Here is a 19,711-nt window from a genome sequence, read left to right on the forward strand (position 1 = left end):
AACCGCCCGAACAACCCTTGCCGTCAGCTCAGCCCGTTGAGGCTGATCGTCCGGGCGTACCAGAGCGCGCTCCGCTTCGGCGTCCGCCGCTGGGTCGCGTAGTCGACGTGCACCAGGCCGAACCGCTTGGCGTACCCCTCCGCCCACTCGAAGTTGTCGAGCAGCGACCAGTAGAAGTAGCCGCGCAGGTCCACGCCCGCCTCGATCGCCTCGTACGCGGCGCGCAGATGCGAGTCGAGGAAGGCGATCCGGTCGGTGTCCGCGATGTCCCCGCCGATCAGCGCGTCGGGATACGAAGCACCGTTTTCGGTGATGTACAACGGGATCGGCCGATAGTCGCGGTGAACCTGAAGCAGGCATTCGGTGAGCCGCGACGGCTGGACTTCCCAGCCCGAGTCGGTGCGTGGTGCCGCCTCGTCGGGGACGAAATGGACGTCGGGGGAGCCGAGCCAGTCGGCGCCCGCCGGTTCGCTGCCGGGCAGGGGAGTGCCCGCGACCTGGTAGCCGCGGTAGTAGTTGATGCCCAGCCAATCGATCGGGGTGGCGATGGTCGCGAGATCGCCGTCCCGCACGAGCTCCTCGATGCCGAGCGGCGCCAGGTCGGCTCGCAGGTCCGCCGGGTAGGAGCCACGAAGCACCGGGTCCAGGAACAGCCGGTTCTGCAGACCGTCGATCCGGCGCGCGGCCTCCACGTCCACAGTGGACGATGGGTCGACCGCCGACACCGGATACAGGTTCAGTGTCACCCCCGACGACGCGGCGGGCGCGTGCCGCCGCAGGACGTCCATCGCGAGCCCGTGTCCCAGCAGCAGATGGTGCGCGGCCGCGACGGCGGCGCGGGGCTCCTGCCTGCCGGGCGCGTGAATCCCGCGCGCGTAGCCCAGCATCGCGGCACACCACGGCTCGTTCAGGGTGGACCAGCGCGGCACGCGGTCGCCCAGGTGCGCGACGACCGTTTCGGCGTATTCGGCGAACCGGAAGGCGGTCTCGCGGGCCGCCCAGCCGCCCTGGTCTTCCAGGGACTGGGGGAGATCCCAGTGATACAGCGTCGCCCAGGGCTCCACTCCGGCTTCGAGCAGCTTGTCGACGAGCCGGTCGTAGAACGCGAGCCCCTGGGGATTCGGGGCGCCGCCGTCGGGCCGGATCCGCGGCCACGACAGGGAAAACCGGTACGCGCCGAGCCCGAGCCGCCGCATCAGGTCGACGTCTTCGGCGTAGCGCCGGTAATGATCGGCGCCCGGTTCCCCGGTGTCGCCGCCGACGACGGCCCCGGGGCGGCGGGCGAAGACGTCCCAGATCGAGTCCGTCCGGCCGTCGGCGGTCGTCGCCCCTTCGACCTGGAAGGCCGCGGTGGCGGCGCCCCACACGAATCCGGGCGGGAACAGCAGCGCGGTCTTCGCCCGGACACTGTCGGGATGAGCGGACATGGTCACCCTTTCACGGCACCTTGCATGATCCCGGCCACGATCTGGCGGCCGAGGAGGAGGAAGACGATGAGGATCGGGATGGTGGCCAGGGTGGTTCCGGCCAGCACCAGCGAATAGTCGACGTAGTAGCCGCTCTGCAGCTTCTCCAGCGCCAGCTGGACGGTGGGGTTGCCGGCGTCCAGCACCACGAGCGGCCACAGGAAGTCGTTCCACGACGTCATGAACGTGAACATCGCCAGGATCGCCGCCGCCGGGCGGACCGCGGGCAGGCAGACGTTCCAGAAGATCCGGATCATGCTGCAGCCGTCGACCCTCGCCGCCTCGATCAGTTCGTACGGCACCGCGTCCAGCGTGTACTGCCGCATCCAGAAGACACCGAACGCGGTCACCAGGTTCGGCACGATCACCGACTGCAACCCGCCGGCCCAGCCGAATTCCGACATGGCCATGAACAACGGGATGATGCCGAGCTGGGTCGGCACGGCGAGGGTGATGACGATGAACACGAACAGCCCGTTCCGGCCGCGGAACCGCAGTTTGGCGAACGCGAACCCGGCGAGCGCCGAGAACAGCACCGTGGTGAGGGTGACCGTGCCGGACACGATCAGGCTGTTCCCGAGCGCCTTCCAGAACGGCACCGTGTCGAACACCCTCGCCGCGTTGGCGAAGAAGTTCCCGCCCGGCAGGAAGGGCGGCACCCGTTCGGTGAGCATCCCGCTGTCCCGGCTGGCCACCAGGAACGACCAGTAGAACGGAAAGAGCGAGCCCAGCACGAAGATCGTGAGCACGACGTAGGTCGCCCGGCGTGGTTTGCCCAGCGCCGAGACGCCCCGCTTGAGTCCCTTGTGGATCGTGGTCATTTCTTCTTCACCGCCGTGAGCCTGCCGGTGAGGAAGAAGTTCACCAGCGCGATCAGCACGATGATCACGAACAGCACCCACGCGATCGCCGAGGCATAACCGAGTTCGTAGTTCTCGAAGGCCGTTTGGTAGAGGTACAACGTCACGGTCTGGAACTGGTTGGACGAGCCGCCGTTGTTCGAGCCCGGCATGGCGTCGAACAGCTTGGGCTCGGTGAAGATCTGCAGGCCACCGATCGTCGAAGTGATCGTGACGAAGATCAGCGTCGGCTTCAGCAAGGGCAGCGTGATGCTGAAGAACCGGCGCGCTGTCCCCGCGCCGTCGATGAGGGCGGCCTCGTGCAGTTCCTTCGGGATGGCCTGCATCGCCGCCAGCACGATCAGCGCGTTGTACCCGGTCCAGCGCCAGTTCACCATGATCGCGATCGCGACATGGCTGCTGAACCGGCCGGCCTGCCAGTCGACCGGGTCCAGCCCGATCGTCTGCAGCAGACCGTTGACCAGCCCGTACTTCGGCCCGAACAGGTTCGCGAAGATGATGCCGAGTGCCACCAGGCTGGCGGCGTACGGGAGCAGGACGCCGACGCGCCAGCCGGTCGCCCCGCGGATCCTGGCGCTGAGCAGCGCCGCCAGGAGTACCGCGATGATCAGCTGCGGAACGCTGGAGAGCAGGAAGATGCTGACGGTGTTCTCGAGCGCGTTCCAGAACTGCGTGTCGGCGAACAGTTCCTTGAAGTTGTCCAGCCCGATGAAGGTGGGATCGTCATCACCCGCCTCCCAGCTGAACAGGGACACGTACGCCGTGTAGAGCAGCGGGAACAGCCCGACGATCCCGAACACCACGAAGAACGGGGCGATGTAGAGGTACGGCGAGACCTTGACGTCCCACCGGCTCAGCCGATGGCGGAGGGTGGGCCGGGGCGGCGTGCGCGCCCCGGCCTTCGCCTCGTCCGGCGCGATCTTGTCGACGACGGTCATCGGTCAGCGCGTGATCTTCTTCGCGGCGTCGAGCAGTTGCGTCCAGCCCTCGGCCGCGGACTTGCCCTGTTCGACGGCCTGCAGCGCCGGGCTCGACGCGTTCTCCTGGATCTGGCCGTCGCCGGGGCCCTTGTACTGCGGCTTCGCGACCTTCTTGGCCTGCTCGGCGAACAGCTGCCCGATCTTGGCGCCACCGAAGTAGGCGTCGGTCTCGCTCAGCAGCGCCGGGTCCTCCAGCGCCTTGACCTGGCTGGGGAAGGTGCCCTTCGCCTTGAACGCCTTGATCTGCTGCTCGGGCGCGGTCAGCCAGGCGGCGAGTTCGGCGGCTTCCTTCGGGTGCTTCGACTGGGTGGGCACGGTGAGGTACGAACCGCCCCAGTTCCCGCCGCCACCGGGGAAGGCCGCGGTGACCGCCCACTTGCCGGCGTTCTCCGGGCCGGAGTGCTCCTCGATCACGCCGAGCATCCAGGCGGGGCACACCTTCGTGGCGAAGGCGCCCTGCTTGAACCCGGAGTTCCACTCGTTGCTGAACGCGGTCAGCTTCGCCGACTGTCCTTTCGCGACTGCGGCGGTGACCTTGGTCCAGGCGTCCTTGATGCCCTGGTTGGATTCCACCGCGAGCTTGTCGTCGCTGCCGATATAGCCGGTCGGGAGCTGGTTGACCATGGCGTTGAAGTTCTGCGCGGCCGAGTCGAACCAGGCCTTCCCGCCGGACTTGGCGACGTACTGCTCGCCCGCCGCGAAGTAGCTGTCCCAGGTCGCGAAGAGCGGTTTGACCGCTTCAGGGTCGGACGGCATTCCCGCCGCTTCGAGCATGTCCTTGCGGTAGCACATGGCCAGCGGGCCGATGTCCGTCCCGTAGCCGATGACCTTGCCGTCCTTGGTCTTCGCCGCGTCGTACTTCCAGCCGAGCCAGCGGTCGGGGGACACGTCCGCCGGGCCGATCTTGGTGAGGTCGTTGAACTTCGAGCCCTTGTCGAGGACGTTCGACAGGTGCCCTTCCTCGACGGCGGTGACGTCGGCGAGTCCGGAACCGGCGGCCAGTTTCGTGATCAGGTCCTGGTGGTACGGGCCGCCCTGGCCGGTCTTGCGGTGGGTGATCTTGATGTTCGGGTGCAGCCGCTCGTACTCGGGGATCAGCTCCTCGTAGCCGAACTCGGTGAACGTCGCCAGCGACAGCTCGACCTTGGCGTTCGGGTCGGACGCGGCGGGCGCCCCGCCGTCGTCACCGCCGCACGCCGCGAGTCCGAACGCCGTCATCGTGATACCCAGTGCCAGCACCAGGCCGTTCCGGATGCTTCTCACGTCATTGTGTCCCTTGCTGATGGGGGTGAGGAGAAAATGGGAGCGCTCCCAGGATGCGCAGAGTCTGTCGCCAAGGTATGGCCGTGTCAAGGGCTTGTAATGAGAGCGTTTCCATCCGGGGAGCGCTCTCAGGGTGGCGGCCCGCCGGACACTAAGCTGTCGGTGTCCGGATGGAGCTGAAGAGTGAAGGTGGCGCTGGTGGGGCCTCGACCAGAGGAAGACGGCAGGCCGACGCTGGAAGACGTCGCCGCGTCCGCCGGGGTCAGCCGGTCGACGGCGTCCCGTGCGCTGAACGACGACGGCTACGTCAGCGCGCGCTCCCGCGAGAAGGTCCAGGCCGCGGCCCGCGAACTCGGGTACTCCCCGAACCAGGCGGCCAGATCCCTGGTCATCAAGCGGACCGGCGCGGTCGCGGTCGTGCTGTCGGAGCCGGAGGCGCGGCTGCTCGACGACCCGTACCGCACCGCGGTCATGCGCGCGGGCTATCGCGAACTCGCCGACATCGGCTGTCAGATGGTCTTGATCTTCAGTGACACGCGCGAAGACCTCGACCGCACCGTCCGGTTCCTGGACGGCGGGCACGTCGACGGCGTGCTGGTGTTCGCGCCGCATCGCACGGATCCGTTGCCCAAGGCGTTGCGGCAGTTGAGGATCCCGGTGGTGTACGGCGGGCAGGCGGCCGGGCTCAAACGCGGTGTCCACGTCGTCGACTTCGACAACGAGGGCGGCGCGAAGCTCGCCGTCGCGCATCTGGTCGAGGCCGGCCATCGGCGGATCGCCACGATCGCGGGCCCGCAGGATCAGAGCGCGGCGATCGACCGGCTCTCCGGCTGGCGCAAGACCCTTCTCGACGCCGGGCTCGACCCCGCGGATCTGATGGAAGAGGGCGACTTCACCCTGACCGGCGGGGCGAAGGCGATGTCGAATCTGCTCGCCCGGCGCCCCGACCTCGACGCCGTCTTCGTGGCCAGCGACATGATGGCCCTCGGCGCCCTCCGCACGCTGCATTCGGCCGGACGGCGGATTCCCTCGGACGTCGCCGTCGTCAGCTTCGACGACAACGCGACCCTCGCGCCGGAGATGGACCCGCCGCTGACATCGGTCCACCAGGACCCTCGGGAACAGGTCCACGCGATGGTGGAGACCCTGCTCGCGGTGATGGACGACCGGGATCTCAAGCCCCGCCAGCGGATCTTGCCGGTCTCGCTCACGCATCGCGCCTCCAGCTGAGCCGGGGGTGGTCGTGAGTGGCGTTTCGGGGTCTGGTCCGAATTGCCGCTCACGAGGCTCCTTGTGTGGAGCTGGCTGTTTCGCGTGACTGGACGGACGACACGCGTGATCCGACGGACGACACGCGTGACTGGTTGGACGGCATGGCGAGTCGTCCCTCTGGGCACATGTGTCGTCCGTCCAGTCACGCGTGTCGTCCATCCGCGCACGGCGATAGGCGCCCTTGGCACGCCAACCTTGGCTCATGGAACCGGTCCGTGACCCGACTGTGACTCGGGGAGCGCTTGACCCGGCTCGTGTTATCGCTAACACTTGCGGCACTCGTCACACGGTACCGGGATTGGGAGACAGGCGATGGCGCGCGAAACCACCGAGAGCAAGCAGGCCAGTCTCACCGACGTGGCCGCGCTCGCGGGTGTTTCGCATATGACGGTCTCGCGGGTCATCAACGGCACCGGCCCGGTCCGCGCCGAGACGCGGGTCCGCGTCAACGCGGCGATCGAGCAGCTGGACTACCGGCCGAACTCGGTCGCCCGCGCGCTGGTCACCGGCCGTTCGGGCACGCTCGGCGTGGTCGCGCTGGAGGCCAACCTCTACGGTCCGGCCAGCACGTTGAGCGGCATCGAGCACGCCGCCCGCGAGGCCGGCTACGCGACGACCATAACCAGCATCAGCCGCCCGGGTCGGTCGTCCATCACCGACGCCGTGGAGCGCCTCCGCCGCCAGGCCGTCGAGGGCATCGTCGTGATCGCGCCGCATGTCACCGCCGCCCGCGCCCTGGAGGCGGCGCCCAGCGACGTACCGCTCGTCGCGGTCGGCGGCGGCGAGAAGGCGCCGGTCCCGGTGATCTCGGTCGACCAGTTCGACGGCGCGCGCCGCGCCACCGAACACCTTCTCGGCCTCGGGCACGAGACCGTCTGGCACGTGGCCGGACCCGAGGATTGGCTGGAGGCGCTCGACCGCGAACGCGGCTGGCGCGAGACCCTGGAACGGCACGGCGCGCCGATCCCGCCCGTCATCCGCGGTGACTGGAGTGCGCGGTCCGGGTACGCGGCGGGGCGATCCCTCGTCGGCGAAAAGGGCCTGGACGCGGTGTTCGTGGCCAACGACCAGATGGCCCTCGGCTTCCTTCGCGCCTGCACCGAGGCTGGCGTGAACGTGCCGGGGGAGATGCGGATCGTCGGCTTCGACGACGTTCCCGAGGCGGCGTACTACACGCCGCCGCTGACGACGGTGCGCCAGGACTTCGTCGAAGTCGGCAGGCGCACGTTCGACCTGCTTCGCCGCCGGATGAACGGCGGTGAGGACCGAGATCGCGACCTGGTGGTCCCCGAACTGATCGTGCGGGAGAGCACCGGTCTTTCGTAGCTCCGAGAGCCGTTTCCCGGCGGCTCAAGGCGCGAATGTTAACGCTAACTCAATTGATCAGTGCGGATCTAGGAGTCGATGTGGCAAGAAAACCGTGGACGGCGATCGTGGCCGGAGTGGCCGGGCTGCTCCTGCTCTCCGCGTGCGGCGGTGGCGGCGGAACGGGTGGCGGCGGCGCCCTCACCCTCGGGTTCGCCCAGGTGGGCGCGGAAAGCGGCTGGCGCACGGCGAACACGAAGTCGATCCAGGAGTCCGCGAAGGCGGCCGGGATCGAGCTGAAGTTCTCCGACGCGCAGCAGAAGCAGGAGAACCAGATCGCCGCGATCCGGTCCTACATCCAGCAGAAGGTCAAGGTGATCGCCTTCTCGCCGGTCGTGGAATCCGGCTGGGACACCGTGCTCAAGGAGGCGAAGACGGCGAACATCCCGGTGATCCTCACCGACCGGGCCGTCGACTCGCCGGACAAGTCGCTGTACAAGACCTTCCTCGGCTCGGATTTCGTCGCCGAGGGCAAGAAGGCCGGCGAGTGGCTGGCCAAGGAGTTCGGCTCGGCGGCTGGCGACGTCAGCATCGTGGAACTGCAGGGCACCACCGGTTCCGCACCGGCGAACGACCGCAAGAAGGGTTTCGCCGACGTCATCGCGTCGAACCCGAAGTTCAAGGTCGTCGCGTCGCAGACCGGTGAGTTCACCCGGGCGAAGGGCAAGGAGGTCATGGAGGCCTTCCTGAAGTCCCAGCCCAAGATCGACGTGCTGTACGCGCACAACGACGACATGGCCCTCGGCGCCATCGAAGCGATCGAGGCGGCGGGCAAAGTGCCCGGCAAGGACATCAAGATCGTCTCGGTAGACGGCGTCCGCGACGCCCTGCAGGCGCTGGCCGACGGCAAGATCAACCACGTCGTCGAATGCAACCCGTTGCTCGGCCCGCAGCTCATGGATCTGGTGAAGAAGGTCGCCGCCGGGGAGCAGGTGCCGCCGCGCATCGAGACCACCGAGACCGAATTCGACCAGGCCGCGGCCAAGGCCGCGCTGCCGCAACGCCAGTACTGAGCCGATGACGGAAACCCCTGCGATGCTGCGGATGAGCCATATCCGGAAGGAATTCCCCGGCGTGGTCGCCCTCGACGACGTCTCCTTCCGGATGTTCCCCGGCGAAGTGCACGCCCTGATGGGCGAGAACGGTGCCGGCAAGTCCACTTTGATCAAGGTGCTCACCGGCGTCTACGGGGTGGACGCGGGCACCATCGAGCTCGACGGTGCCCGGGTCGCGTTCAGCGGGCCGGGGGAGGCACAGCGCTCCGGCGTGAGCACCGTGTACCAGGAAGTGAACCTCTGCCCGAACCTGTCGGTGGCGGAGAACATCTGCCTCGGCAAGGAGCCGCGACGGCGCGGCCGCATCGACTGGCGCGAGACGCGCCGCCGGGCGGCCGCGCTGCTGGCCAGGCTGGACGTCGAAGTGGACGTCTCGGCCGAGCTGGGCGGCTGCTCGATCGCGGTGCAGCAACTGGTCGCGATCGCCAGGGCGCTCGACGTCGAGGCGCGGGTGCTCGTGCTCGACGAGCCGACGTCCAGTTTGGACGCGGGCGAGGTCGAGCAGCTGCTGAACGTGGTGCGCTCGCTGCGGGACCAGGGGATGGCGATCCTGTTCGTCTCGCATTTCATCGAGCAGGTCTTCGCCGTCGCGGACCGGATGACGGTGCTGCGCAACGGGAAGCTGATCGGCGAGTACCGCACCGAGGAGATCACCCCGGTCGACCTGGTGACCAGGATGATCGGCAAGGAACTCGCGGCGCTCGAAGACATCGAGGACGCGGGGCACAGCCGGTCGGACGTCGCCGGGGCGCCCGTCTTCCTCGAAGCGGGAGACGTCGGCCGCAAGGGCGGTGTCGCGCCGTTCTCGCTCGACATCCGGTCCGGCGAGGTCGTCGGGCTCGCCGGGCTGCTCGGTTCGGGCCGCACCGAACTGGCGCGGCTGCTGTTCGGCGCCGATCACGCGGACAGCGGTTCGGTGCGGATCGACGGCGAGCCGGTGTCGCTGAAAACCCCGCGGACCGGCCTCGACCACCGCATCGCGTTCTGCTCGGAGAACCGCAAGACCGAAGGCCTCGTCGAGGAACTCACCGTGCGCGAGAACATCGTGCTCGCGCTACAGGCCTCGCGTGGCTGGGCCCGGCCGATCCCGCGGCGGCGGCAGGACGAGATCGCCGAGCGCTACATCAAGGCGCTCGACATCCGGCCCGCCAACGCGGAGGCGAAGGTCGGCGACCTGAGCGGCGGCAATCAGCAGAAGGTGCTGCTCGCGCGGTGGCTCATCACCGAACCGCGGCTGCTGATCCTCGACGAGCCGACGCGCGGTATCGACATCGGTGCCAAGACGGAGATCCAGCGGCTGGTCGCGCGGCTCTCGGGCGAGGGGATGGCCGTGGTGTTCATCTCCGCCGAACTCGAGGAAGTGCTCCGGCTGAGCCACCGGGTCGTCGTGCTGCGCGACCGCGCGGTGGTCGCCGTGCTGGACAACGAAACGCTGACCGCGGACCAGGTGATGGCGACGATGGCCGAAGGAGTCGCACGATGAGCAAACATCGGTTGTTCTGGCCGGTCGTCGCGTTGCTGGCGCTGCTGCTCGGTGACCTCATCGCGCATCCGGCGTTCTTCGCGATCGAATTCCGCGACGGGCATCTGTACGGGAACCTGATCGACATCCTCAAGAACGGCGCCCCGCTGATCCTCATCGCGATCGGCATGACGCTGGTGGTGGCGACGCGGGGGATCGACCTCTCCGTCGGCGCGGTCGTCGCGATCAGCGGCGCGCTCGCGTGCCTGCACCTCAGCGGACTCGGCGATCAGAACAGTGTCGGCGGGACGCTCGCGGCGGTCGGGATGGCGCTGGGACTCGCCCTCGTGCTCGGTCTGTGGAACGGCTGGCTCGTGGCGGTGCTCGGCATCCAGCCGATCATCGCGACGCTGATCCTGATGGTCGCCGGCCGAGGCATCGCCCAGCTGATCACCGGCGGCCAGATCATCACCGTCAACTCGCATCCGTACGAATGGATCGGCAGCGGGTTCACCTTCGGCCTGCCCAGCGCGATCCTCATCGCGCTGGCGGTGTTCGCCATCGCCGCCGTGCTGGTGCGCCGGTCCGCGCTGGGGCTGCTGGTCGAATCGGTGGGCGGCAACCCGGAGGCCGGCAGGCTCGCCGGGCTCCGGTCGGCGCGGCTGATCTGGCTCACCTACGTCTTCTGCGCGCTCTGCGCCGGTATCGCCGGCCTGATGATCAGCGCGAACGTGCACAGCGCCGACGGCAACAACGCCGGGCAGTTCATCGAACTGGACGCGATCCTCGCCGTCGTCATCGGCGGGACGCAGCTGACCGGTGGCCGGTTCTCGCTCACCGGCTCGGTGATCGGCGCGCTGCTCATCCAGACGTTGACGACGACCGTGTACGCGCTCGGCATCGCGCCGCAGGCGATCATGCTGTTCAAGGCCGTGGTCGTGCTGGCGGTCTGCCTGCTGCAGTCGCCGGTGTTCCGCAGGAAGCTCGCCCGGCGGCGGAAACCGGCCCCGCCGTCGCCCGCCGTCCTGCCGGAGAAGGTGGAGGCCGGGGTATGACGACACTCGACCGCATCAAGGGTTATCGGCCGCGGCAACGGCATCTGCCGATCCTGGCGACGATGGCGATGCTCATCGGCGCCTACGTCTACGGCGCTTCGAGCTACACGGCGTTCGGATCCGGGCAGGTCGTGCTCGACCTGTTCATCAACAACGCCTTCCTGCTGGTCGTCGCCGTCGGGATGACGTTCGTGATCCTCACCGGCGGGATCGACCTGTCGGTGGGCTCGGTGGTGGCACTGTCCACTGTGGTCTCGGCGGACCTGCTGCAGAACCAGGGCTGGCCGGTGCTCGCGGTGATCCCGGCGGTACTCGCGATCGGCGCGGCGCTCGGCTTCGGCATGGGCGTGCTGGTCCAGGTGTTCGAGATCCAGCCCTTCATCGCGACGCTGATCGGGATGTTCTTCGCCAGGGGGCTCTGCTACACGATCAGCACCCAGGCGTACTCGATCGACGATCCGACGGTCGCGAACCTCGCGCAGACGCAGATCCCGCTCGGCGGGGAACTGCACATCTCGATCGGCGTGGTCGTCGCGCTCGTCGTGGTCGCGGCGGCGGCGTACGTCCTGTACGGGACGAGGTTCGGGCGGACGGTGTACGCGATCGGCGGGAACCCGAAGTCCGCGCTGCTGATGGGCCTGAACGTCGGCCGCACGCGGATCACGGTCTACACGCTCAGCGGGTTCTGCTCGGCCCTCGGCGGGCTGCTCTTGGTGCTGTACAAGTCTTCCGGCGATCCGCTCAACGGTGTGGGGCTGGAGCTCACCGCGATCGCGGCCGTCGTCATCGGCGGCACGCTGCTCACCGGCGGCTCCGGCTACGTCCTCGGGACGGTGCTCGGGATCATGGTGCTGGGCATCATCCAGACCCTGATCACCTTCGACGGCACCTTGAACTCCTGGTGGACCTCGATCATCACCGGTGCGCTGCTGTTCGCCTTCATCGTGCTGCAACGCCTCGTCGGAGGCGGGCCACGTAAGACGGAACACGCGTGATCAAGGCCGTAACCCGCGTGATTGGAGCCGGACCGGCTTCAAACACGCGAGTTCCGGCTCCAAACACGGGTGATCGTGGTTTTCGACCAGAAATGTGAACGCTAACAGTTGGAGAAGAAGTGAGTACAAGGGAGCCGCTGGTCGTCGGCGTCGACTTCGGGACGCTGTCCGGCCGGGCCGTCGTGGTCCGCGTCCGCGACGGCGCGGAACTGGGCAGCGCGGTTTCGGAGTACCGGCACGGCGTGATCGACCGGATCCTGCCGCGGACCGGCCACGGTCTGCCGCCGGACTGGGCGCTCCAGGTGCCGTCGGACTACGTCGACGTCCTCCGCACCGCCGTGCCGGAGGCCGTCCGTGCCGCCGGGGCGGATCCCGCCGACGTGATCGGCATCGGTACCGATTTCACCGCGTGCACCATGGTGCCGACGACGGCCGACGGCACGCCGCTGTGCGAACTGCCCGAGTTCGCCGGGGATCCGCACGCCTACGTGAAGCTGTGGCGTCACCATTCCGCTCAGCCGCAGGCCGACCGGATCAACGCACTGGCGCGGAAGCGCGGCGAGTCTTGGCTGCCGCGTTACGGCGGACTGATCTCTTCCGAGTGGGAGTTCGCCAAGGCGCTGGAGGTCTTCGAAGAGGCGCCTGAGGTCTATGCCCGGATGCGCCACTGGGTCGAGCTCGCCGACTGGATCGTCTGGCAGCTCACGGGAACCTACGTCCGCAACGCCTGCACCGCCGGGTACAAGGGCATCCTGCAGGACGGCCGCTACCCGAGCGCGGAGTTCCTGGAGGAGCTGGCTCCTGGCTTCGGGTCCTTTGTGGACGACAAGCTCGTGCATCCGTTGGGCGCCCTCGGTGCCAAGGCGGGGAGCCTGAGCGCTCAAGCGGCGGAATGGACCGGGCTTCCCGAGGGGATCGCGGTCGCCGTCGGCAACGTCGACGCGCACGTCACCGCGCCCGCGGTCCAGGCGGTCGAGCCGGGGCAGATGGTCGCGATCATGGGCACCTCCACCTGTCACGTGATGAACGGCGCCGAACTGCGCGAGGTACCGGGCATGTGCGGCGTCGTCGACGGCGGGATCGTGTCCGGGAAATGGGGCTACGAGGCCGGACAGAGCGGCGTCGGCGACATCTTCGCGTGGTTCGTCGAGCACGGCACGCCCGCGTCCTATGTGGACGACGCCAGGGAAGCGGGGATCTCCGTCCACGAACTGCTCACGCGGCTCGCCTCGATGCAGGAGATCGGCGAACACGGACTGGTCGCGCTCGACTGGCACAGCGGGAACCGGTCGGTACTGGTCGACCACGAACTGTCCGGCGTCGTCGTCGGCCAGACCCTCGCGACCCGCCCCGAGGACACCTACCGCGCGCTCCTGGAGGCGACCGCGTTCGGCACCAGGACGATCATCGAGACCTTCGAACGCGCCGGGGTACCGGTCACCGAACTGATCGTCGCCGGTGGCCTGGTCAAGAACCCGCTCCTGATGCAGATCTACGCCGACGTCACGAACCTGCCGCTGTCCGTGGCCGGTTCGGCCCAGAGCCCCGCGCTGGGCTCGGCGATCCACGCCGCCGTCGCAGCCGGGGCGCACGCCGACGTCCCGGCCGCCGCGCTCGCGATGGGTTCGGTCCGCCGGGCCGTCCACCGGCCGATCGCCGAGAACGTCAAGGCCTACAACGACCTCTACGCCGAGTACGCCGCGTTGCACGACTACTTCGGCCGTGGGGCCAACGACGTCATGCACCGGCTCGCCGCCCGGCGCCGTTCCGTCCGGAAAGGACTGCACCGATGAGCCTCGCCGTGGAGATCACGGACACCTTCGAAGAGCTGCGCGACACCGTCGCCCGCTTGCACAGCGAGCTGACCCGCTACGAACTGGTCATCTGGACCGCGGGCAACGTGTCGGCGCGGGTCCCCGGGCACGACCTGATGGTGATCAAGCCGTCCGGGGTGTCCTACGACGAGCTGAGCGCCGACACGATGGTCGTCACCGACCTGTACGGCGAGGTCGTCCACGGCGACCTCGCGCCGTCCTCGGACACTGCCGCGCACGCCTACGTCTACCGGCACATGCCGGAGGTCGGCGGGGTCGTGCACACGCATTCGACCTACGCGACCGCATGGGCCGCGGTCGGGGAACCGATCCCGTGCGTGCTCACCATGATCGCGGACGAGTTCGGCGGCGAGATCCCGGTCGGGCCGTTCGCGATGATCGGTGACGACTCGATCGGGCGGGGCATCGTCGAGACGCTGCGGTCCAGCCGGTCGCCCGCCGTCCTGATGCGCAACCACGGCCCGTTCACCGTCGGCCGCACCGCACGCGACGCGGTCAAGGCCGCCGTGATGGTCGAGGACGTCGCCAAAACCGTCCACATCGCTTCCGCGCTGGGCAGGCCGGAGCCACTGTCCGACCAGGACGTGGACCGGCTCTACGCGCGCTACCAGAACGTCTACGGCCAGCAGGGAGAGAAGTGAGCACACAACGCAAGACCGAGGTCTGGTTCCTCACCGGGAGCCAGGCGCTGTACGGCGAGGAGACCCTCGAACAGGTCGCGGGCCAGTCGTTGCAGATCCAGCGGATGCTGGCCGACACCGGGCGGATCTCGGCGGAGATCGTCGCGAAGCCGGTGCTGACGGAGCCGTCGGCGATCCGGCGCGTGATGCTGGAGGCGAACGCGGACGACGCGTGTGTCGGGGTGATCGCCTGGATGCACACGTTCTCGCCGGCGAAGATGTGGATCACCGGGCTGGACGCGCTGCGGAAACCCTTGCTGCATCTGCACACCCAGCTCAACGAGGCGCTGCCGTGGCAGTCCATCGACATGGACTTCATGAACCTGAACCAGGCCGCGCACGGTGATCGCGAGTTCGGCTACATCCAGACCCGGCTCGGGGTACCGCGCAAGACCATCGCCGGGCACGCCGCGGATCCGTCGGTCGCCGACCGGATCGACGCCTGGGTCCGCGCGGCGGTCGGGCGCCAGACCATCGGCTCGCTCAGGCTCGCGCGGTTCGGTGACAACATGCGCGACGTCGCGGTCACCGACGGGGACAAGGTCGAGGCGGAGCTGAAGTTCGGCGTCTCGGTGAACACCTACGGCGTCAACGAACTCGTCGCGCTGGTCGACGCGGTGCCCGACGCCGAGGTCGACGCTCTCGTCGACGAGTACGCCGAGACGTACGCGCTCGCGCCGGAACTCGCCAAGGCGGGGGAGCGGCACGAATCGCTGCGTTACGCGGCCCGGATCGAGCAGGGGCTTCGCACGTTCCTGACGAGCGGCGGTTTCGGCGCGTTCACCACGAACTTCGAGGATCTCGGCGGCCTGCGGCAGCTTCCCGGTCTCGCCGTGCAGCGTCTGATGGCCGACGGCTACGGCTTCGGCGGCGAGGGCGACTGGAAGACGTCCGCGCTGCTGACCGCGGTCAAGGCGATGGGCCGCGACTCCGAGCGTGGGACGTCCTTCATGGAGGACTACACCTACCACTTCGGCCCCGGTGAACCGAAGATCCTCGGCGCGCACATGCTCGAGGTCTGCCCGAGCATCGCCGCCGCCAGGCCTTCGTGCGAGATCCACCCACTCGGCATCGGTGGCCGTGAGGATCCGGTCCGGCTGGTGTTCGACGCCGCCGCCGGCGACGCGGTCGTGATCGGCCTCGCCGACCTCGGCGACCGGTTCCGCTTGGTGGCCAACGAGGTCGAGGTCGTCGCGCCGGACGAGCCGCTGCCGAACCTGCCGGTGGCGCGCGCGGTGTGGAAGCCGGCGCCGTCGCTGGCGACGTCCGCCGAAGCGTGGATCACGGCGGGCGGACCGCACCACACGGTGCTCACCCAGGCCGTCGGCGCCGAAACGATCCGGGATTTCGCCACCATGCTCGACGTCGAACTGCTCGTGATCGACCAGGCCACGACGCCCGCCTCGATCGCCGACCGGATGCGCTGGAACCAGGCCTACTACCGGCTCGCACAAGGATTCTGATCGGTCCCCACCGGAGAGAAGGAACAATGAAGTTCACGAAACTGGCCACACTGGCCGTGGCGGTCGGCCTCGGTGCCGCGCTGACGGCCTGCGGTTCGAGTCAGAAGTCCGTCGATCAGCAGGCGGCCGCGGGAGGCGCGGCGGGCGGACTGGTCGGCGTCACCATGCCGACCAAGTCGTCGGAGCGCTGGATCCACGACGGCGACAACATCAAGGCGGCGCTGGAGAAGCTGGGCTACCAGGTCGACCTGCAGTACGCCGAGGACGACATCCCCACCCAGGTGAACCAGATCGAGAACCAGATCACCAAGGGCGCGAAACTGCTCGTGATCGCCTCGATCGACGGCACCGCGATCACCACCCAGCTGCAGGAGGCCGCGGACAAGAAGATCCCGGTCATCGCCTACGACCGGCTGATCCGCAACACGCCGAACGTCGATTACTACGCGACCTTCGACAACTTCAAGGTCGGCGTGCAGCAGGCGACGTCGCTGCTCACCGGGCTCAAGGTGCTCAAAGAGGACGGTTCTCCCGGCGAGGGCAAGGGACCGTTCAACATCGAGCTTTTCGCTGGTTCGCCGGACGACAACAACGCGACATTCTTCTTCAACGGCGCCATGTCCGTGCTGAAGCCGTACCTCGAAAACGGGACGCTGGTCGTCAAGAGCGGCCAGACCGCGTTCAACGTCGCGGCGATCCTGCGCTGGCAGGCGGCGACCGCGCAGCGGCGGATGGAAGACCTGCTGACCAAGACCTACAGCTCCGGCGACAAGGTGCAGGGCGTGCTCTCGCCGTACGACGGGCTCTCCATCGGCATCCTGTCGGCGCTCAAGAGCAACGGCTACGGAACGCCCGGCCAGCCGTACCCGGTGGTCACCGGCCAGGACGCCGAGGTCGCCTCGGTGAAGTCGATCATCGCGAACGAGCAGTACTCGACGATCTTCAAGGACACCCGCAAGCTCGCCGAGACCACGGTCAAGATGGCCGACGCGGTCCTCAAGGGCGGCAAGGCCGAGACCAACAACACGACGGACTACAACAACGGACAGAAGGTCGTGCCGGCGTTCCTGCTGGAGTCGGTGATCCTCAACAAGGGGAACTACCAGAAGGAACTCATCGACTCGGGCTACTACAAAGCGGAACAGCTGAGGTAGCGACGTGACCGACGAAATCCTTCGGATGCGGGGGATCACCAAGACCTTCCCCGGCGTCAAGGCGCTGCAGGACGTCAACCTGTCGGTGCGCCGGGGAGAGATCCACGCGATCTGCGGCGAGAACGGCGCGGGCAAATCCACGCTGATGAAGGTGCTCTCGGGCGTCTACGCGCACGGCTCGTACGACGGCGAGATCGTCTTCGACGGCGAGCCGTGCGCGTTCTCCGCGATCCGCGACAGCGAACGGCGCGGCATCGTGATCATCCACCAGGAACTCGCGCTGTGCCAGCAACTGTCCATCGCGGAGAACATCTTCCTCGGCAACGAGAAGGCCCGCGGCGGGCTGATCGACTGGAACCGGACCAACGCCGAGGCGGGCGAGCTGCTTCGGCGCGTCGGCCTGCGGGAGAACCCGGTGACACCGGTGCTGGACATCGGCGTCGGCAAGCAACAGCTGGTTGAGATCGCCAAGGCACTGTCCAAAGAGGTCAAACTGCTGATCCTGGACGAGCCGACGGCGGCGCTGAACGACGACGATTCGGCGCATCTGCTCGACCTGCTGCGCGGCTTGCGTGACGACGGCGTCACCTGCGTCCTGATCTCGCACAAGCTCAACGAGATCGCCGCGATCGCCGACTCGATCACCATCCTGCGCGACGGCAGGACGATCGAGACGCTGGACGCGAGCACGGTGACCGAGGACCGCATCATCGCCGGGATGGTCGGCCGGAAACTGGAGAACCGGTTCCCGCCGAGGGAACCGCGGATCGGCGACGAGGTCCTCCAGATCGAGGACTGGACCGTGCACAGCCCGACGCAACACGGCCGGGTCGTCGTCGACGGCGCGAGCCTGACCCTGCGCCGCGGCGAGATCGTCGGGCTCGCGGGGCTGATGGGCGCCGGGCGCACCGAACTCGCGATGAGCGTGTTCGGCCGCTCGTACGGCAAGGACATCTCCGGCCGCCTGATCAAGGACGGCAAGGAGATCGACGTGCGCACGGTCGGCGACGCCGTCGCGAACGGGATCGCCTACGCCACCGAGGACCGCAAACGCTACGGGCTGAACCTCATCGAGGACATCCAGCGCAACGTCTCCGGTGCCGCACTGGGCAAACTCGCGCGCCGCGGCTGGGTGGACGAGAACGAAGAACACCGTGTCGCCGAAGAATTCCGCAAGAGCATGAACATCAAGGCACCGGACGTGCGCAGCGTGACCGGCACGCTCTCCGGCGGCAACCAGCAGAAGGTCGTGCTGTCCAAATGGATCCTCACCGATCCGGACGTGCTGATCCTCGACGAGCCGACTCGCGGCATCGACGTCGGCGCGAAGTACGAGATCTACACGATCGTGAACCGGCTCGCCGAGGAGGGGAAGGCCGTGCTGGTCATCTCGTCCGAGCTGCCGGAACTGCTCGGGCTGTGCGACCGGATCTACACGCTGTCGGCGGGCCGGATCACCGGTGAGGTCGACCGGGCCGAGGCCACCCAAGAGGTCCTCATGCGGGCGATGACCAGGGAACAGGAGTAAGACATGAGCACCGCCTCCGCCGACACCGTCACCGGTGTCGGTGATCAGCAGGGAGCCGCGCCGGCCAGGGCGCCGCGCCGGATCTCGTTCAACCCGCGCGAGAGCGGCATCTACGTCGCGTTCGCGCTGATCGTCGTGTTGTTCTCGATCCTCACCGGCGGCGCGCTGCTGGAACCGCAGAACATCTCGAACCTGATCGTGCAGAACTCGTACGTGCTGATCCTCGCGATCGGCATGATCCTGATCATCATCGCCGGGCACATCGACCTGTCGGTCGGTTCCGTGGTGGCGCTGACCGGCGCGATCTCGGCCGTGCTGATGGTGAACCTCGGTGTGGCGTGGCCGGTCGCGCTGCTCATCACGCTGGCCGTCGGCGCGGTGATCGGGGCGTGGCAAGGGTATTGGGTCGCGTACTTCGGGATTCCAGCGTTCATCGTGACGCTGGCCGGGATGCTGATCTTCCGCGCGCTGACGCTCACCGTGCTCGGGAACCAGGGGATCGGCCCGTTCCCGGACGAGGTGCGCACGCTGGCGAACGGGTTCACCGGCGGCTATCTCGGCAACATCGGGCTGGGCCCGCTCGGCGGCGCCGACGTGGTCAGCCTGCTGGTGGGTGCACTGGCCATCGCGGGCGCGATCGTTTCGCGGTGGCGCAAGCGGACGGCCCGGCTGAACTACCTGCAAGAGGTCGATCCGCTGCCGATGTTCCTGCTGAAGATCGCCGCGGCGGCCGCCGTCGTGCTGTTCGTCGTGGTGCAGCTGGCGCGGTACAAGAACCTGCCGTGGGTGCTGATCCTGCTTTCGGTACTGGTGATCGGCTACTCGCTGGTGACGACGCGGGCGGTGTTCGGCCGCCACATCTACGCCATCGGCGGGAACCTGCAGGCGGCGACGCTGTCCGGCGTGAAGGTCAAGAGCGTGACGTTCTGGATCTTCGTCAACATGGGCGTGCTCTCCGCGCTCGCCGGGATCATCGTGGCCGGACGGCTCAACCAGGCCGGGCCGACCGCGGGCAACATGTTCGAGCTCGACGCGATCGCCGCGGCGTTCATCGGCGGCGCCGCGGTGCAGGGCGGGGTCGGCAAGGTGGTCGGCGCGATCACCGGCGGGCTCATCATGGGCGTGATCAACAACGGCATGTCCCTGATCGGCGCGCCGACCGAGAGCGTGAACCTGGTGAAGGGGTTCGTGCTGCTCGCCGCGGTCGCCTACGACATCTGGACCAAACGGCGGGCCCGTACCGCCGCCTGATCACTCCGGTTCCTCGCAACGTCGCGA

At 68.1% G+C, this 19,711-nt stretch carries 16 protein-coding genes; 12 read left to right on the forward strand and 4 right to left on the reverse strand.

Features of this window, described 5'->3' with window-relative positions; translation table 11 throughout:
• Positions 1-23: 23 nt before the first annotated feature.
• The 4 genes from AJAP_RS17070 to AJAP_RS17085 are packed head-to-tail and all read right to left on the reverse strand — an operon-like array spanning position 24 to position 4,569.
• Positions 24-1,433, reverse strand: a complete 1,410-nt coding sequence (locus tag AJAP_RS17070; RefSeq protein ID WP_038512774.1) for a GH1 family beta-glucosidase — start codon at positions 1,431-1,433, stop codon at positions 24-26.
• Positions 1,430-2,287 (reverse strand): carbohydrate ABC transporter permease, encoded by an 858-nt coding sequence (locus AJAP_RS17075; protein WP_038512776.1) that lies wholly within the window; start codon positions 2,285-2,287, stop codon positions 1,430-1,432. Before AJAP_RS17075 ends, AJAP_RS17070 begins: the two co-directional genes overlap by 4 nt.
• Positions 2,284-3,264: a carbohydrate ABC transporter permease gene (locus AJAP_RS17080; RefSeq protein ID WP_038512778.1), complete on the reverse strand. Its 981-nt coding sequence runs from the start codon at positions 3,262-3,264 to the stop codon at positions 2,284-2,286. Before AJAP_RS17080 ends, AJAP_RS17075 begins: the two co-directional genes overlap by 4 nt.
• Positions 3,265-3,267: 3 nt before the next feature.
• A complete protein-coding gene (locus AJAP_RS17085) occupies positions 3,268-4,569 on the reverse strand; it encodes an ABC transporter substrate-binding protein (protein ID WP_038512781.1) in 1,302 nt (433 codons plus the stop codon).
• A gap of 183 nt (positions 4,570-4,752) precedes the next feature.
• Between AJAP_RS17085 and AJAP_RS17090 the strand changes: the two genes are divergently transcribed.
• From AJAP_RS17090 to mmsB, 12 genes are all read left to right on the forward strand, one after another.
• Positions 4,753-5,799, forward strand: a complete 1,047-nt coding sequence (locus AJAP_RS17090; RefSeq protein WP_038512784.1) for a LacI family DNA-binding transcriptional regulator — start codon at positions 4,753-4,755, stop codon at positions 5,797-5,799.
• A gap of 354 nt (positions 5,800-6,153) precedes the next feature.
• On the forward strand, positions 6,154-7,167 hold the full coding sequence (locus AJAP_RS17095) for a LacI family DNA-binding transcriptional regulator (protein ID WP_038512787.1): 1,014 nt from the start codon (positions 6,154-6,156) through the stop codon (positions 7,165-7,167).
• A gap of 35 nt (positions 7,168-7,202) precedes the next feature.
• A complete protein-coding gene (locus tag AJAP_RS17100; RefSeq protein ID WP_051972491.1) occupies positions 7,203-8,219 on the forward strand; it encodes an ABC transporter substrate-binding protein in 1,017 nt (338 codons plus the stop codon).
• 22 nt (positions 8,220-8,241) lie between these two features.
• Positions 8,242-9,744: a sugar ABC transporter ATP-binding protein gene (locus tag AJAP_RS17105; RefSeq protein ID WP_038512791.1), complete on the forward strand. Its 1,503-nt coding sequence runs from the start codon at positions 8,242-8,244 to the stop codon at positions 9,742-9,744.
• Positions 9,741-10,778, forward strand: a complete 1,038-nt coding sequence (locus tag AJAP_RS17110; RefSeq protein WP_038512794.1) for an ABC transporter permease — start codon at positions 9,741-9,743, stop codon at positions 10,776-10,778. The genes AJAP_RS17105 and AJAP_RS17110 overlap by 4 nt, the downstream gene beginning before the upstream one ends.
• Complete coding sequence (gene yjfF / locus AJAP_RS17115) at positions 10,775-11,773, forward strand: galactofuranose ABC transporter, permease protein YjfF (RefSeq protein ID WP_038512797.1); 999 nt, start codon at positions 10,775-10,777, stop codon at positions 11,771-11,773. The genes AJAP_RS17110 and yjfF overlap by 4 nt, the downstream gene beginning before the upstream one ends.
• Positions 11,774-11,892: 119 nt before the next feature.
• Positions 11,893-13,566 (forward strand): ribulokinase, encoded by a 1,674-nt coding sequence (gene araB, locus AJAP_RS17120; protein ID WP_038512800.1) that lies wholly within the window; start codon positions 11,893-11,895, stop codon positions 13,564-13,566.
• Positions 13,563-14,249: an L-ribulose-5-phosphate 4-epimerase gene (locus AJAP_RS17125; RefSeq protein WP_038512803.1), complete on the forward strand. Its 687-nt coding sequence runs from the start codon at positions 13,563-13,565 to the stop codon at positions 14,247-14,249. Before araB ends, AJAP_RS17125 begins: the two co-directional genes overlap by 4 nt.
• A complete protein-coding gene (gene araA / locus AJAP_RS17130; RefSeq protein ID WP_038512805.1) occupies positions 14,246-15,751 on the forward strand; it encodes an L-arabinose isomerase in 1,506 nt (501 codons plus the stop codon). Before AJAP_RS17125 ends, araA begins: the two co-directional genes overlap by 4 nt.
• Positions 15,752-15,777: 26 nt before the next feature.
• The gene (gene chvE, locus AJAP_RS17135) at positions 15,778-16,905 is read left to right on the forward strand and encodes a multiple monosaccharide ABC transporter substrate-binding protein (RefSeq protein WP_038512808.1); all 1,128 of its coding nucleotides are present in this window, start codon (positions 15,778-15,780) and stop codon (positions 16,903-16,905) included.
• A 4-nt stretch (positions 16,906-16,909) separates the two neighbouring features.
• On the forward strand, positions 16,910-18,433 hold the full coding sequence (gene mmsA / locus AJAP_RS17140) for a multiple monosaccharide ABC transporter ATP-binding protein (RefSeq protein WP_174492028.1): 1,524 nt from the start codon (positions 16,910-16,912) through the stop codon (positions 18,431-18,433).
• A 3-nt stretch (positions 18,434-18,436) separates the two neighbouring features.
• Positions 18,437-19,684: a multiple monosaccharide ABC transporter permease gene (gene mmsB, locus AJAP_RS17145; RefSeq protein WP_038512811.1), complete on the forward strand. Its 1,248-nt coding sequence runs from the start codon at positions 18,437-18,439 to the stop codon at positions 19,682-19,684.
• Positions 19,685-19,711: the final 27 nt, after the last annotated feature.

Source organism: Amycolatopsis japonica (assembly GCF_000732925.1).
GTDB lineage: Bacteria > Actinomycetota > Actinomycetes > Mycobacteriales > Pseudonocardiaceae > Amycolatopsis > Amycolatopsis japonica.

Coding starts and splice junctions, on each gene's coding strand:
- AJAP_RS17100 (WP_051972491.1), top strand. CDS start 7,203: ATGTTAACGCTAACTCAATTGATCAGTGCGGATCTAGGAGTCGATGTG.
- chvE (WP_038512808.1), top strand. CDS start 15,778: ATGAAGTTCACGAAACTGGCCACACTGGCCGTGGCGGTCGGCCTCGGT.
- AJAP_RS17105 (WP_038512791.1), top strand. CDS start 8,242: ATGCTGCGGATGAGCCATATCCGGAAGGAATTCCCCGGCGTGGTCGCC.
- AJAP_RS17095 (WP_038512787.1), top strand. CDS start 6,154: ATGGCGCGCGAAACCACCGAGAGCAAGCAGGCCAGTCTCACCGACGTG.
- AJAP_RS17125 (WP_038512803.1), top strand. CDS start 13,563: ATGAGCCTCGCCGTGGAGATCACGGACACCTTCGAAGAGCTGCGCGAC.
- yjfF (WP_038512797.1), top strand. CDS start 10,775: ATGACGACACTCGACCGCATCAAGGGTTATCGGCCGCGGCAACGGCAT.
- AJAP_RS17110 (WP_038512794.1), top strand. CDS start 9,741: ATGAGCAAACATCGGTTGTTCTGGCCGGTCGTCGCGTTGCTGGCGCTG.
- mmsB (WP_038512811.1), top strand. CDS start 18,437: ATGAGCACCGCCTCCGCCGACACCGTCACCGGTGTCGGTGATCAGCAG.
- AJAP_RS17080 (WP_038512778.1), bottom strand. CDS start 3,264: ATGACCGTCGTCGACAAGATCGCGCCGGACGAGGCGAAGGCCGGGGCG.
- AJAP_RS17075 (WP_038512776.1), bottom strand. CDS start 2,287: ATGACCACGATCCACAAGGGACTCAAGCGGGGCGTCTCGGCGCTGGGC.